Below are 14,637 nucleotides of genomic sequence, written 5' to 3'. Positions count from 1 at the left end.
AAGGAGTTCTTTGTGTAAGCACAAAGCCGATTCCGGACGCAATTATGCCGAGGCATAATTGATCGTTTTCACTGCCTCTTGCGTCACCATTTCAACAAATTGTTGTTTTTGTTCTCTTGTTCTTCCTTTTGCAAGTTTAATTGTAATAATAGGCATAACAAGCCTCCCTTATTTATTTTAAGTGTTTTGTACACAACAATAAGAATGCTATTTTTTTCGCCAAGTCATGATTTCATATTTTTCGAACTATTCTATAACTATTTTTTTAGTATTTCATTATCGACAATAATAGATTAGATAGAATATAATAATTTTTGCACTCATTAACCCAATCTTATGGTTGAATATTTAGTTAATTACACATAATCATTGAGGAATTAAGAAAACCCTCATAAACGATTCACTTTATTAGAATAGGATGGTCAAACATGTTATCGTTTATCGCAATAGTACTTCTGTTATTTTTAATTCCTGGCCCAGCTGTGATAATAACCATTACACAAACATTGAAAAGTGGTAAAAAGAACGGTGTTTTCACAGCATTAGGTATTGGATTGGGTGATTTAGTCCATACCTTAGCCGCTGTTTTAGGTCTTTCAGCTATTTTAATGAAATCTGCCACAGCTTTTGAAGTAGTGAAATATATTGGTGTAGCTTATCTTGTTTATTTAGGTATTCAAATGCTCCTAACAAAACCTCAAAAAATAGAACAACCAACAGTTGAACAAAGTCCAGCAAGTACTTCGTTCCGCCAAGGTTTTTTAGCAGAAATATTAAACCCTAAAACAGCACTCTTTTTCTTAGCCTTTTTACCTCAATTTGTGCAGCACAATGGACAATCCGTTACGGTGCAACTTCTAATTTTAGGGATTACATTTGTTGTAATGAGCGCCTTGTATACTATTTTATTAGCTATAGTGACAAGTTTCATTGGTGATAAAATATTTACAAAAACAACCAATAACAGTTCACGTTGGATAGAGAAGGCAGTCGGTTTCGTATATATTGGTTTAGGTGTTAAGTTAGCTCTTCAAACTCAAAGTAGATAAATAATCCCTATGGTGGAGGACACTTTTATGGTGTTCTTCCTCGTTTTTATAGAGTCTGCTATTTATTAAAAATATGTGTAAACAAAATATCCGAACTGCTCACTCAATAGGAATTATCATTTATCGCTGCTGATTGTTCGTGATTGCTAAAGGTCTTTTTTATTTCTTCCATTTATTATAATCCCTTTCTCCACCAGGAAACGTTCCTTCATAAAGACAAATGATGTTTCATATTCAACATCATTTGTCTTTATTTTTAACTTTTTTTCAAGCCTCAAGTACCAGACCCATTTCAATTCTGACTTCTTTATTTTCCATATCTGTATTGGAGTAGCTTAATAAATCACAGCCAATAAGCTGAAATCCGTGGCTTCTATAAAATTGGATAGCAGGATAATTGGAGGTTTGCGTTTCCAACACGATTGCCCTGGCACCTAGTTCTTCAGCTCTTGTTTTTACTAATGCAATGAGTTGACTACCAATTCCTTTATGTTGATATTGTGGATTTACATGAATATCATTGATTCTTAGAACATTATTCCACTTCTCATGACTACAGCTTACAATTCCCACTTCTTCACCGTATATTTCTGCAATATAACATTCAATTTCCTCTATATAATCTGCAAAAATTTCTCCTTCCAAATATTTATGAAATGGGCTGTCAAAATGCTTTAATGTAAAATCCATTATCCAACCACTGTCTTGCACTTGATAGGAAACATCGTAGAATTTATCTGAATGATATTGATAAATAATTTTCTTACCATTGGGATAATCTTCTTTATATATTCTTTTAATATGCAACATAATTAATCTCCCTTCTTTTTTTATTTTACAGCATGTAGAAATAGCTAAAAAACTATCTTCATTTACTTGTTCACAGAATTTTTGAAATTAATGGTGTTAATTGCTATAAATTTGAAGTATATATCTACTATTGGTTTACAAACCAATACAAATTTAACTAGAGGTGGTTTTTTTCTATGACAAATCTTGACTTAAAAATGGAAAGTTGGTTAGCACTAAATGATATTTCTCTACATCAAAATTTAGAGCCTGTTGCTATTAAACTCGCAACATCAGATCAAACAGTTGTCAGTCAAGGAATCTTTGTAGGGAATCAGTTGTCGGAGGCTAGAATTGCTGACAATCAGGTTCAGCAGGCACTTCAAAGCTTTGGACGCTATAGTACTGCTGTAAAAGAAGCTGCTAAAGTAGCTCCAACAACTGGATTAACAACTATCCTTGACATTGCTAGAATCGTTTCTAATTTCAATCCGGCATTACCAAACGATAAAAATAATGTACCTGCCTATGAAAAATATGTTTCAAAAATATTACAAAACCCACTTATCCATTTATTAAATAGCAGTGTAAAATCCTTCAAACGTACGACTTCCGATTGGAATGAAGCAATTGACCAAATTGCCAATTTATATAATGGCATTTCGGCAGCTGACAAAGGAAAAATTGTAGAAAGCTTAAAAGCATTAGCAAAATCCGCCTCCTCTTCTAGCTCTGAAAAACAAACGGAAAAACTATTTACTCAAAGTACGATTAACTGTGAGGAAAATATAGATATTTATATTTACTCTAGCTCTGTCACAATGGAGGAGCACAACGGTAAGCACAATGTAAAGCAGGTTGAATTTGAAATACAAGAAACACAATTAAGATTTACAAAAGAATTGTGGAGTTTATACTCTGATGCTGTGTTAGCTAAACATCTAGCTCTAATGGATGATTGGCTAAATGGCATTGATACAAAAGCAGACAATCGTTTATCCACTCTTACATGCTTAGTTTAACTTCGTGATAGAGATACTGCTTTAGTTTGATTGATATGGAAATACATCTAAAGATATTATTCAATAAGTCCTTTTATATCTTATCTTTTGCATTGTAATACAGGCAAAGCCGTAAGAAGCAATAATCGCTGCGCGTGGTTTGTTGTGACTTACGGCTTGTGCTGATTTAGCAGGAACTTCTGCGGAGAATATACATATTAAAAAAAAACAAACTTGCAGTACTTGAATGTTACTATTTTAACTTTAAGGTATTACGACTTTAATCAGACTTAATCTTTCTCAGTTTGAAGATAATAAATTATTCAAAACAGCAAGCAATTCACAGTTTGATCTCAAACTACAAGCCTTTCTGTTACGTTACTTATAGATTATCAAGTTTCACTCCATATTTATTAAAGATTGCACTGTATTTGTTTTCGAAAATGGACCATCTTTTTTCTGTTCCGTACTTTTCCTGTAAAGCCTTTAAAAAATGTTTAGCTGACACTACATCATTGGCTTGTAACAATAAATGTAAACTCTCTTCGCTAAGATGTAAAAATGGACCTGAAATATAATACTTTACAATGGATTTGGCGCTAGTCATCGTATTATAGAACTGAATAACCTCTTCTAAACCATTTTGCAGCGTTTCTCTTACATCATCCATATTTGTAGTAGAAGTGATTGAAAATCGTGCAGGAACAGACTTAGTAATTTCCCCCATTCTTGCTCTGAAGTGACATTCTGCCTCTTTGGGTGCTGTCAAAATCTCTCTCGATTGTATCTGGGCTAACTCAGCAGCATAAATCCCACAGTTCACATAAAACATTACATTATTCGCTGAATTACCAGATGATTTTTGAAAATTGAACATATATATGAGGCTGTCTGTTATTTTATAGAAATTCAAACTCTTCTTTGAAAAGCCATGTTTGGAAAGAAACGGTCTTATGTCCTGCTTTATCATCTCATTAAAGAGCTGTTGCAATATGATCTCCCCCTTAAAAATTGCTCCAAATACGTAATTGTTCTTAACATTCAAGATCATTCCTCTACTTCCGGTTTTTATGGTAAGAGTTCTATCAATCCTAAATACAATTATGGAACAGCCGAAAAAGGATACTCTAAAAAGTATCCCTTAATAATAGTTAATAATATTTATCAAAAAAATTCTGTATGGTATGGTTAATTGTTTGTAATTGATTCTCAGATGGAAAGTGCCCCATATTAAATGAATGGAAAGCTGTTAAATTCTGAATGATTTGTTCGGCACTTTTTTTCACCTTATTTTCTGGAAAAAAGATGTCCTGTTGACCAGCAATGATTAAGGTAGGTGCAGTGAAATGCTCTAATTCGTTTCTAGTTGTTAATTTAGGCATCCCTTGCTCTAATTTGACACACCGAAAAATATCTCCAATAATTTGCTGATCACTCTCTTTCATATTACCTGCAGACATACAATCCGTTATTTGTTTAAGATACTTGATGGACGCCGTTTTTTTAAATTGCAGTAATGGCATAAAAATCTTTTGCAGCATTTCGATTTTGGAGCCTAGCTTAATTCCTGCTGGTGAAACAAGAACAGCACAGTCAATCCTATCAGGCATATAGGTCGCTAACCTTAAAATGATACCAGCTCCATAGGAAGGACCTAAAACAGCACATTTCTGAATTTGGAAATAATCCATTAATTGGGCTATCCATTGGGCAAAGCTTTGATCTTTTGCAGAAATTCTAGTTTGTGTACTATAACCAGGGTGTCCAATTGTATCAGGCGCATATATTCTATATTTTTTTACGAATGGCTTAAACCAAGATAAAGTCATAGGATTTATGCAATTACCACCTTGAAAAATAAACAAGGGCTTACCGTTTTCTGGTCCTGCCATTAATACATGGGTTTTTCCAAAGGTTGTTTCCACCATGATACGTTCTATTGCAAAATCAAAAGACTTTAAATATTGCTCATAATGCTTTAAAATAATCAATCTACCTTTATCACTTGTATAAATTGTATGTTTCATTTAGACACCTCTCCCCGTTTCAATCTTACAGGATTTAGCATCAGTATTATATATAGAAATTTATGAATACGATTATTTATTCATAAATAGAATACATGATTGAAAGGGATTAGCATCTAATTTCTTTAGAACGTATAATGCTCACCATCTTCGGGAACAAACACATGATTAGTGATTTCCTTTTCATTTAAAAAGCTACGTAATTCTTCTCTAGATAATGTCCAATGATTTATAGTTTCCATATGGCTTACAACAATCTTAGCATTTGGTGCAGCACGATAAACTTCATAAATATCATCCTTTCCCATTTAAGAGAACCCCCAGGAAATCAGATTTCGCTAAAAAACAAGAAGAATATGCAGGCTATTAAAGAAAAGATTCCAGTCCCTAAAGCAATAGTTCCATTAACATCGGTATATTTATTTTTCTTTCTCAGTTTAAACATTAAAAGTAGTCCCGTGGTCGTTGAAATAAGGAAAATTATAAAAAAACCGATAGGCACAATATACATCTAATTCCTCCATTTTTAGGCTTTTTGTTCAAATAAACTGCTCCGTTCGTTTAAGTGTAATCTTTCACAGTACCAATACAATTAAATATAAATATTTATTTACACTAGCATCGCATTAAAATAATGCCTCATTCAAATTAATCATAATTTTCTGTAATTACATGTAAGCACAAAAAAGTCCTTTATAATGGTTTGGTGGTAGTAACCTATCCAAATCCAATAAAAAGGACCAATCTCATGGATAAGATTACACGAAAAACATCATTTGAACAATGGTTTTCACCGATTTCAACAGAAAAAATACAGGAATACGTGGAAAGCCACCAATTAATCTACTATACAAAGAAGCTATACATGTGTTTTTTTACTTGTTAAACTAAAGCACCCGTTAGCCATCCATGAAGCCCCAAAATAAGCACTTCACCACAGAAAATGAAAGATGATTAAGTTCTTTCATGGGAGTAGAATAGGGATATTTTTTTAGATTGTTTCCAAAATCTCTTTTGCAATTTCATCAAGTTCTTCTGCGAGTTCATTATCTGTAGGTGTTTCAGCCACTCTTGTTAAATACTCTCTAAACTGAACTCTTGACTCTACTGGTAATTTGATAATCAAAAAATGTAGAATAAACCACTTCCAGTTATCATCATCTGAAGATAAAACATCTTGCACATGTGGGGCAATTTCTTCTGGAAAAGTTAAAAGTAATTCTAATACCCTTGGTGCCACTGGCCAATTCATATCTTGAATCCATTTGAGAAGGTTAGGCAGTAAAGGCAATATTTTATCTCTATCCATTTTTTTAATCATTTCTATTCTATCATGATCATGTTTATGTCTTGGCAAAAGATCTTCAAAGTTTTCCATTTGCGTCTCTCCCTTAGATTTTTATACATGGCAATCTATTTATTCTATCAGTCTTTATTAAACTAATCTGGCCCGTTATTTAAGTTTAATCCTTCACAGTACCAATTCAATTAAATATAAATATTTATTTACAATATTCAACAATCTGGCCCTTTCCATGAATAAAGACGCTTTCCCTATTAAGGAAAAGCGCCCGTTTGTGGAAAGGTTAATGAAATCTAAACCAAGCAAACCATTGCCCTTGTTTGATTTTGGTCACAAAAATTTGTCTGTGTGATGCATCATATGCCAGTAAATACTGTGGAAACAGTACCTCCACAAACCAAGAATTGTTAGCTATTTCCTCCCCACAATAATATTTCGCTATTGCATAATAAGCCTCCGGATGTGGTGCTTTTGAAAGATGTGCTATAGTTTCTATTTTCCAACCTTTATAATTATCTTCTTTATAAACCTCAGGAATAATTGTATTCAATGCATTTATAAGACTTTTATCTGAACTGACATGTCCCAAATTTTACGAGTTCGGACATTTACCATTGTTAATTAAAAAGGGTACTTCCTGATCTGTTTCAGCAAATGATATTTGAGCGTGTATCAATATTCTTAAAAAACACATGTAAATAATAACTCTTAAATAATTCATGATTCATCACCCTTCGAATAGTTATTATTCATAAAGAAGGGGTTTTTATGCTAACCTTTATAACACTCTGGTCCATTAAAAGAAAAAGACGCGTTCCTTCATAAACGCGCCCGTTAATTGAATAACCCAATATATAATGCCAAGACTGGTATCTCCTTATTCCGATTACACTGCTAATGTTAATTCTTCTCTTTATCAGTCCATAATACTCTGTATAAAAATGCGAGCTCAACTTCTTCAATGCCAGCAGGTAATTCGCCATTCTCGCTTCCTACAGAACGCAGCTCATTTTTTGTAGTGCCTAGCATACCGCTAAATAAACAGGTTTGTTTTTCTTTAAAGTAACCTTTTCACCTACTAAATTACTGAAAGAAGAAGACGTCATGTTATTTGAATAATTCGTTGTAGCAAGCCCAGAAGGTATACCAGATATCAATTTTAAGGGACGAACTTCATCGTTAAAATCACTTATTCCAAATGAAATGAGGATATCTTTATAATTTTTTTCGGGGTCATCCCAGGTCTTTAGCAATTCTTCTTTAAACTTCCCTTTTTCAAATACTTCCACTGAGATTTGCAAATCATCATCTTCAGCTAAAGTTCCATTTAGTTTAAAAAATTCAATATGCCCTACCCCCGATTTGCTAATAAGCAGACTTTCTTTTTCACTCATGTTATATGGCTCAATAGTTATTTTCATATTTGAGGACGTGTTATCTTTTTCCACACCCGCACACCCTGTTAACAACAAGATAAGAATTACAAACGAGCAGTAGCGTTTAAAGCCTTGCATTTTTACTCCTCCAATCAATTTGTCAGGAACTATTTCATATTACTCCTATGTTCACAATGAATTACTTTATTAATTGGCCCGATTGCAGAACAAGATCAATCCTGTATATCAACCTCTGTTCTAAAACTCGTATATAAAGTTTCTTCAACAACTCATCTTTTGGTGCTCAAACACTCTCATGTTTTCAGCCAACTAAATTGCTAATCAATTGAAAAATCTTTCATCATATTTGTCTGTCGGACGTTCAAATGAAATCTCTTCATCATTTCCCTCCTCAATTACATATCCGAACTAATATAATAAGGCGTTCTTAATTAATAGATAATGAAATTATATTGAATGATAATCTTCCAGAAAATGAGCCTTTAGCTGAATAACTCTCCTCTATAATAACCTTTTCCAATTAGAGTCTTTTTTGTCTTTTTCATTAGGTTATCTTACAAACTCAATACACCTTTCTTCACAAGCTCCAAATTCAATAAAGTTTTTTTTGTGCTTGCCTTAAGGATGGAATATTAGCTCCTCTATAGGATCGGGGTCATCAAATTGAACTCCATCATCTTCCAAAAAACAAACTTTTACATATTTGAAATGAGATTTGATTTTAAGACAAGTTTTGAAACTTATAACATATCATTATTTCAATATCAAATGGGGATCATAAAAAAGTCTCAAAAACGGAGATTTCTGAGACTTTTTGATTTATTATCAGCTATCTATAAAGTATAAAGTACTAAACTTTCGATATGAAAGCTTATATCCCTGTATCATAATTTTTATAGAAGTGAAAACGGAAGCCCCAAAGTAGCAACTTTATAATAAATGAAAATTACTCTTTATGTTTTATTAGACCTTCTGATAAACATTCGATCATCTTTTTCATCATCTTCGAAAAAGTCGGTTCTCCAATCTCTTGACGATGTAATGGAATAAGTATGGTTGTCCGAAAAAGGCCAATAAGTACTTCAGGATCATCTTCTGTAACACCTTTTTTCTGTAAAAATTTTATAAACTCTAAAGAACTATTTAAATCTTCCTTTGCATGTTTATCTAGAAGTTCCTTTGGAAGTCTTTTCATAATTCGATCATATTCACCTCTTTGATAAAGATTTTGGAAAAATGGGTTTAGTTCTATAGTTTTAAAAGATAATTCAAAGAAACGAATTAAAAGTTCTTTTGGCGGTAGAGACTCACACATAATTTCTGAAATAATTGCACTTTTTACTTCTTCCTCTTTTCGCAATACTGCGTAAAATAACTCTTCTTTTGATGTTGATAGAATAACATATTTGAAAAAAGGTCATTCGCCTTCACTCAAATTACTAGATTAAACCCTCTTCTAATAAAAACTCTTTTAAATACCTACTAGATTTCTCATGAGTTAAATCATTTTCTTTTAATTTATATTCCCTGACCATATAGCCAAAGTGAGTATCAAACAAGTCATATTTATTTTTCATTGTCATATTATAAAATTTAGTATTGAAAAATAAACACCATTTATCCATTTTTTTCACCTTTAAAAATATACCTTCTAAATCAAAACCATTATCGTAAAACCCTACATGTAAATGTTTATCTTCCTCAAAGTTCATCATTTATACCCCTTTTATTTAAAATATAACATGTTGCTAATCTACATATGGGAGTTTAAGTAAAAAAGGCTCTACTCCATACTTGAAGTAAAACCACGGTTAGTTCAATTTTTTTTATACAGAATTTTTAAAATATTTTTTGTAAACTCTTCATATGAAGTATTCTTTCCCCGCAGGTTATACCATTTTCGAATGGCTTCTACTAACCAAAACGGCACAGAATTTCCATCTATTAAATGATAATATTGCTCATATCCTTTTTTTAAATGCTCCCATCGAAAATCATTACCTTGTAGTGTGTATTCAGAGACATCAATTATTTTTACTCTTCCATTTTGTAGTAAAATATTTTTCAAATGAATATCACGGGGGTTAAGGCCCTTATTCCGAACATATTCTCTTGCATCCTCGACTTCATTTACAACCTGTTTTGGAATGTGAATACCTTGTAGAATGCAGTCAAAGAGCGTTTTTCCTTCTTCGTAACTTAAAACGAGGTATTCGTTGGATGAAGCAAAACATGTTGAAAAGAAAGGTGAATCATCTAATATTTGATAAACATTTGCTTCAACTTTTGCTTTGTGTACTTTGTCCTTGGCATATATTTTAAATGCATAAGCTGGGGCGGTAAGAGACTGAAAAACAGCTGCATCTGTCCCGACACCTATACACCTCAAATCATCAGCTTCACCACTTATGGTTACTGGCTCGTTATTTGGATTTGAAAAAACCTTAATTTTAGAAAGAGAACCTATAGCTTTGTCCCAGTCGTTTTCCATATAATCTCTCCCTTCATTAGTATTGAAGAAAACTACACTATCCAATTTACTTTAATAGGGACTCTATATCGCTAATGGGCAGCAAGGCTCTTAAAAGTTGTTTAATTCTTATTGGGCTAAAGATCTCATTAGTTGAACACCGTATATAGTTTTAAAAAATTAACGGTTTAAAAGTAATGAAAAATCATAAAAAGCACTTAATACATCATCACCTAATGGATGAGCATATTCTTGAGTTTTTAAAGGTAATATTCCCTCCTTTTCAAGCTGTTGTAAATATTTCTGGAATTCTGCATAAATAGCTTCGATATACTCTTTCAGCTTAAATTGATATTTAAATATACCATCTGGATAATGACTTATATGTGCAATAAAAAGGTTTGTACCATCACTTGAAAATATATAGTAATCAAAGTTTCCGTGACAATCCAATTTCGTCTCACTGATTTCTCCCTTATATAAAGAGGAAAGAGTTGAGAAAAAATGTGGAATTGCTACAAAACCTATACCTGATTTATAACTAAATAACTGTGTGTCACTCGAAACGTCAAACTGAATATCTCCACCACTGAAACGAATATCAATAAAACATTTATAATTAAAATCCATAAAATCAACCTCCATTAACACTCTTTCTTTAACTGACAATGCTTATATTTGTAATTATAAGGTCAGCCTGAGATTCACTTTTGGCGATATCCAGACCAACTAATAGATTCATGGATTATTTCCTCCTCATGTAGTGTATATACCAATAATCTCAATCTAGCTTGTTATATGGGATCCTTTTGTCCCAACTAGACTAATTATGCATTAACAAGTAGAGGGTGAACTGTTTAATTAATTACACTTCTATTTACTAGATTTAGAGCGTCAAACAGGCATGAAACGATCTGTTGTTTTGGAATCAACTAGTTATGATTGATCTTGCTTCAGTCGTGCAGTGAATCGCAGGAATAAACTGTAATTATTGTGAATCCCTCTTGTTTCATACCGAGCCAAAAGCTCAGTTGTTTTTTGTCTTTCACTAAATAAAGGGAGATTGGTCATTCAAATAACAACCTAAAATAAAAAAAATTAATATGTTTTCACTTTACTTCATAATCATGTTTCATAATAATTTGAATCGTCAAGAATGCACTAACGAAAGCAGTTATCAGCAGTAAAATTCCATCAGCATGAATGAAATTAAAGCCATAAATGATGCTCCCACAAATCACACAACTTACTGTATTCAAGCCGAATAAAATGCCCCACACGACTTCTTTGAATCGTTTGTAAGCTCTATTGCCTGTTAAAAACTTGATGTAACAGAAACAAATCAATCCTATGCCCAACACTACTATCAAAGAAGTAACGAAAGATGCTGTAAAGGTAATCGGTTCCTCCCAAGCCATATCAACAGCAATAAATTCGCGAAATTAACTATATTGAAAGCAACTATACAGAGAAAAACATAAAAGAACAAAACCCATTCGGCTACATACACCATCGGAACAATAAATTTCTTCAATACAGAGGTACTAACCATATAATCACACCCTCCAATTTGTCTCGAAAATAAATTCTAGGTTATACGAACTTACAAGTGTCGAAAAATCTAAATCATCAAAAGGTTATTCCAACTCAATTAAATTAAGAATTTTCCCCTCTCCATCATTTACATTTTTATCTAAGAATACTTAACACTATGCATATGTCGAATTGTTCTCGTATTTTTGGGATTCAAAATGTAACACCTTTGAAAAATAACTTAATAACTGTGCTTTTCTTACATTAGAAGTCTAACAGATGAATTTATGTTAGACTTCTAAAAATTATAAAATTTAATTTAATAAATCACTTAAACCTAACTCTTCAAGAATATCTTCAAGCTCTTTACCTCCATTCTCCTTTTTCGGAACAGGTGTACTTTCTACATTTTCATTCGTACTTAAGTAATTTTCAACTATAATTTCCATATCTTTGGCATCGATAGTTCCATCTTGATTAATATCTGCTTTTTCTGGTCCCTTACCTGGTTTATTGATATGATTTTTCAAGAAAAAAGCATCTTTAATATCTATAATATTGTCATCATTTACATCACCAATAAATTTTTTTGGATTCTCAACATCATTAACATTTAGATTCATAGTAAATTGGTTGTCGGCACGAAACAGCTTGTTCTTCTTAACTGAATACCAGTTTACTTCTACATCGTTGCTTCCCTCTTTAAAGGTCATGAGCATCATCATCCCTAAATCATAAGGCTTCATAAACTGTGCATCAACTAATATTTGTTTAATGAAATTACCATGATCACCAATATCTTCTTTAACAACTAAATCCTCGCTACCAATATGTCCAGCCGTTACTAGAATAATATTTTTATGCTTCCTTACAAACTTGTCCCATACTTGATCTCCATTATTGGCATTAGATATATATCTTCCTGGGTTATCCATATGGTCAAGCGATTGATGTTCGCCATTGTGGTATAGGTATGAGTGAGTGTTTACGATAATTTTTTTATCTGTATTATTTTTTGCTAATTGGTTAGCCCACTCCAAAACTTCATCTCGTGGTCCATACTCCAGGTTAATCACCATGTATTCAACTCCATGAATATCAAAGTAAGAATATGTATTTTCCATTTTTCCTACCTCAAAAGCTCCACCAAATGTAGAACTTTTTGAATACTTTTCATAGGAGAAGTATTGATTATAATAAGTTGTAGTACGTTTAATTTGATCGTTATAATCATGATTTCCAGGTACAAAAACATACGGTACAACACCATCTAATAAAGACATACCTTCTTGAACTGTCTGCCATTCTTTTATACTTCCTGGATTATTAACTAAATCTCCTACTTGCATCACAAACTCTATGTTTAAATCATCTTTATTGTCTTTAAACCAAGTCATATATTCCTTAAATTCATTTGGGAAATGTTGAACAAAATACTGAGTATCAGGAATTACAGCAATTGAGTAGTCCCCTTTTGCAAATTCGGGATCAATCCAATTGCTAGCCTCATTATCATATTCATATGCATGGTTCTTCTTATTTGAATGATCCGGATACAAACCATCTTTTGCATCATCCAACTTCCAATTCCCTATTAATCCTTCTTCATTTCCTTCTAAACCTTTATTATAATTAGCTTTGATTTCTTCTGAAGTTCTAACAGTAGACCATAGACGAACATCAGCTATTTCACCATTAAAATTATACTCAGGCTTTCCATCAGCTGTGTAACCTCTATAATCCGAACCAATTTTTAGTTCTTCTCTAGGAGGGATACTTGGGATAGGTGTATTAATGGCTTGTTCGTTAATTTTTTCTCCGTTTATATATGTCGCTCCAATATTCTGTTTGTCATCCAATACCATAGCAACATGTACCCAATCACCTAAATTGACATTCACATTTGTTGAATAATCAAGTGTATGAGCGGTATGAGCTTGCCAATAAATTCTTGGATTACCGTTGCTAGTAATTTCAAAATTGAATCTGGATTTGTCTTTATAATATTCATGGTAATAATTCCCGATGATATTCCCTACACGTTTTTCTTTTGGTGTATCCGTTGGAATTTTCACCCATGCTTCTACTGTACGAGGAGCTTCTGTAATAGGTTCATCTGCTGCAATTTCCAATTCACCCTTTGAAAAATCAATACCTGATCCTTTATAAGCACTTTCATCTGGTATTTCTATCACAGATTCTTTTTGGAACCCAAATGCCACTCCATCAATTTTTCCAGCTTTATCATAGATTACATTAAGACTATCAAATACGGAATCATCTAACATCCAAGTATGCATTAACCCTTCTTCTTTACCTTTAATGACTTCATCAACGTTATCTTTAACCTCTTCCAACGTACGAACATCGTCCCATAAACGAACTTCTTTTATTTCAGCATTCGGGTGATACTGATCCCTAGTATCTTTACCGATACTATGGTAATTTTCAAAAGCAAGATCTTCCACTAAATCTACGTTATCAAACGAAGCTATTTCTTTTCCATCTTGAATAAAGACTATTTTTTTATTCGCAACGTCTCTTATTACAGCAAGATGTGTCCATTCCCCTGTTGTAATATTTGCTTCTACTGTTTTTTTATCAATAGTACCTAACTGATTTATTTCATAATATCTAAGTTGATTATCGGCTGTTATTTCAATATTATATGCTGTTTTGTTTCCTGATTTAAAATTCCCAAATAATATTTGACGTTGATTTAGATTTGGCTCAAATTTCACATTCATCTCATAAGTTGATGGAACATTTTCCAATTCTTTATTTAGCTGCACTGAGTTTTTCTTTGCACTGTCAAAGAATAGCCCTTCTAATTTGCTTGTTTCAACAAGTAGCTGAGTAAGTGGTTCCCTCTCAGCCATTTGAGATTCTGCTAATACTGAGCTTTGACCTAACATTAATAATGCTAAAGTAGAGGATAATACTGCTTTTGACTTATTCACGAAAAACTTCCTTCCTTTTAAAAGAGTTTGTGTAGTTCATAAATTATTTCCATCATTGCTTTGCTGAACAATATATCTTACTTATCATTTTGAATACACCTTAATTCC

General features: G+C 32.5%; 15 protein-coding genes and 1 pseudogene. 3 read left to right on the top strand and 13 right to left on the bottom strand.

What is annotated here, in order from left to right; translation table 11 throughout:
* Positions 1-42: 42 nt before the first annotated feature.
* The gene (locus tag AC1RNS_RS05470) at positions 43-156 is read right to left on the bottom strand and encodes a tautomerase family protein (protein ID WP_492991329.1); all 114 of its coding nucleotides are present in this window, start codon (positions 154-156) and stop codon (positions 43-45) included.
* Between the two features lie 272 nt (positions 157-428).
* On the opposite strand from AC1RNS_RS05470, the gene AC1RNS_RS05465 reads away from it, so the two are divergent.
* Complete coding sequence (locus AC1RNS_RS05465; protein WP_492991328.1) at positions 429-1,049, top strand: LysE family translocator; 621 nt, start codon at positions 429-431, stop codon at positions 1,047-1,049.
* Between the two features lie 267 nt (positions 1,050-1,316).
* Here AC1RNS_RS05465 and AC1RNS_RS05460 read toward each other — a convergent pair whose 3' ends face one another.
* Positions 1,317-1,859 (bottom strand): GNAT family N-acetyltransferase, encoded by a 543-nt coding sequence (locus tag AC1RNS_RS05460; RefSeq protein WP_492991327.1) that lies wholly within the window; start codon positions 1,857-1,859, stop codon positions 1,317-1,319.
* A 176-nt stretch (positions 1,860-2,035) separates the two neighbouring features.
* Between AC1RNS_RS05460 and AC1RNS_RS05455 the strand changes: the two genes are divergently transcribed.
* The gene (locus AC1RNS_RS05455; RefSeq protein ID WP_492991326.1) at positions 2,036-2,860 is read left to right on the top strand and encodes a hypothetical protein; all 825 of its coding nucleotides are present in this window, start codon (positions 2,036-2,038) and stop codon (positions 2,858-2,860) included.
* 361 nt (positions 2,861-3,221) lie between these two features.
* On the opposite strand, the gene AC1RNS_RS05450 is transcribed toward AC1RNS_RS05455, so the two are convergent.
* The 3 genes from AC1RNS_RS05450 to AC1RNS_RS05440 all read right to left on the bottom strand — a co-directional run bounded on the left by AC1RNS_RS05450 (position 3,222) and on the right by AC1RNS_RS05440 (position 5,174).
* Positions 3,222-3,830, bottom strand: a complete 609-nt coding sequence (locus AC1RNS_RS05450) for a DUF4304 domain-containing protein (protein ID WP_492991325.1) — start codon at positions 3,828-3,830, stop codon at positions 3,222-3,224.
* Between the two features lie 160 nt (positions 3,831-3,990).
* Positions 3,991-4,866, bottom strand: a complete 876-nt coding sequence (locus AC1RNS_RS05445; RefSeq protein ID WP_492991324.1) for an alpha/beta fold hydrolase — start codon at positions 4,864-4,866, stop codon at positions 3,991-3,993.
* A gap of 125 nt (positions 4,867-4,991) precedes the next feature.
* A complete protein-coding gene (locus AC1RNS_RS05440; protein ID WP_492991323.1) occupies positions 4,992-5,174 on the bottom strand; it encodes a hypothetical protein in 183 nt (60 codons plus the stop codon).
* Between the two features lie 440 nt (positions 5,175-5,614).
* Here AC1RNS_RS05440 and AC1RNS_RS05435 point away from each other — a divergent pair.
* A pseudogene (locus tag AC1RNS_RS05435) lies at positions 5,615-5,743 on the top strand (IS4 family transposase); the annotation flags it as partial.
* A gap of 114 nt (positions 5,744-5,857) precedes the next feature.
* Here AC1RNS_RS05435 and AC1RNS_RS05430 read toward each other — a convergent pair.
* The 8 genes from AC1RNS_RS05430 to AC1RNS_RS05395 form a co-directional block, all read right to left on the bottom strand.
* Positions 5,858-6,244, bottom strand: coding sequence for a DUF5071 domain-containing protein (locus AC1RNS_RS05430; RefSeq protein ID WP_492991322.1), 387 nt, complete (start codon positions 6,242-6,244; stop codon positions 5,858-5,860).
* Between the two features lie 208 nt (positions 6,245-6,452).
* Positions 6,453-6,719, bottom strand: a complete 267-nt coding sequence (locus tag AC1RNS_RS05425) for a hypothetical protein (RefSeq protein WP_492991321.1) — start codon at positions 6,717-6,719, stop codon at positions 6,453-6,455.
* Between the two features lie 472 nt (positions 6,720-7,191).
* Positions 7,192-7,683, bottom strand: coding sequence for a hypothetical protein (locus AC1RNS_RS05420; RefSeq protein WP_492991320.1), 492 nt, complete (start codon positions 7,681-7,683; stop codon positions 7,192-7,194).
* Positions 7,684-8,512: 829 nt separating this feature from the next.
* Positions 8,513-8,926 carry a hypothetical protein gene (locus AC1RNS_RS05415; RefSeq protein WP_492991319.1) on the bottom strand — a complete coding sequence of 138 codons (414 nt, stop codon included), beginning with the start codon at positions 8,924-8,926 and terminating at the stop codon, positions 8,513-8,515.
* A gap of 79 nt (positions 8,927-9,005) precedes the next feature.
* A complete protein-coding gene (locus AC1RNS_RS05410; protein ID WP_492991318.1) occupies positions 9,006-9,278 on the bottom strand; it encodes a DUF3986 family protein in 273 nt (90 codons plus the stop codon).
* 104 nt (positions 9,279-9,382) lie between these two features.
* Positions 9,383-10,057 (bottom strand): serine/threonine protein kinase, encoded by a 675-nt coding sequence (locus AC1RNS_RS05405; RefSeq protein WP_492991317.1) that lies wholly within the window; start codon positions 10,055-10,057, stop codon positions 9,383-9,385.
* Positions 10,058-10,216: 159 nt separating this feature from the next.
* Positions 10,217-10,666 carry a hypothetical protein gene (locus tag AC1RNS_RS05400; protein WP_492991316.1) on the bottom strand — a complete coding sequence of 150 codons (450 nt, stop codon included), beginning with the start codon at positions 10,664-10,666 and terminating at the stop codon, positions 10,217-10,219.
* A 1,217-nt stretch (positions 10,667-11,883) separates the two neighbouring features.
* Positions 11,884-14,529, bottom strand: coding sequence for a LamG-like jellyroll fold domain-containing protein (locus AC1RNS_RS05395; protein WP_492991315.1), 2,646 nt, complete (start codon positions 14,527-14,529; stop codon positions 11,884-11,886).
* Between the last annotated feature and the right edge of the window lie 108 nt (positions 14,530-14,637).

The sequence above is a fragment of the Lysinibacillus sp. GW821-FHT14F06 genome, assembly GCF_058803665.1.
The sequence above is the reverse complement of the archived record's forward strand: the minus strand, read 5'-3'. Positions and strand labels throughout refer to the sequence as shown.

What these genes read in the sequence shown, in the direction of transcription:
- AC1RNS_RS05470 (WP_492991329.1), bottom strand. Translation starts at nt 156, where the DNA reads ATGCCTATTATTACAATTAAACTTGCAAAAGGAAGAACAAGAGAACAA.
- AC1RNS_RS05465 (WP_492991328.1), top strand. Translation starts at nt 429, where the DNA reads ATGTTATCGTTTATCGCAATAGTACTTCTGTTATTTTTAATTCCTGGC.
- AC1RNS_RS05460 (WP_492991327.1), bottom strand. Translation starts at nt 1,859, where the DNA reads ATGTTGCATATTAAAAGAATATATAAAGAAGATTATCCCAATGGTAAG.
- AC1RNS_RS05455 (WP_492991326.1), top strand. Translation starts at nt 2,036, where the DNA reads ATGACAAATCTTGACTTAAAAATGGAAAGTTGGTTAGCACTAAATGAT.
- AC1RNS_RS05445 (WP_492991324.1), bottom strand. Translation starts at nt 4,866, where the DNA reads ATGAAACATACAATTTATACAAGTGATAAAGGTAGATTGATTATTTTA.
- AC1RNS_RS05440 (WP_492991323.1), bottom strand. Translation starts at nt 5,174, where the DNA reads ATGGGAAAGGATGATATTTATGAAGTTTATCGTGCTGCACCAAATGCT.
- AC1RNS_RS05430 (WP_492991322.1), bottom strand. Translation starts at nt 6,244, where the DNA reads ATGGAAAACTTTGAAGATCTTTTGCCAAGACATAAACATGATCATGAT.
- AC1RNS_RS05420 (WP_492991320.1), bottom strand. Translation starts at nt 7,683, where the DNA reads ATGCAAGGCTTTAAACGCTACTGCTCGTTTGTAATTCTTATCTTGTTG.
- AC1RNS_RS05410 (WP_492991318.1), bottom strand. Translation starts at nt 9,278, where the DNA reads ATGAACTTTGAGGAAGATAAACATTTACATGTAGGGTTTTACGATAAT.
- AC1RNS_RS05405 (WP_492991317.1), bottom strand. Translation starts at nt 10,057, where the DNA reads ATGGAAAACGACTGGGACAAAGCTATAGGTTCTCTTTCTAAAATTAAG.
- AC1RNS_RS05400 (WP_492991316.1), bottom strand. Translation starts at nt 10,666, where the DNA reads ATGGATTTTAATTATAAATGTTTTATTGATATTCGTTTCAGTGGTGGA.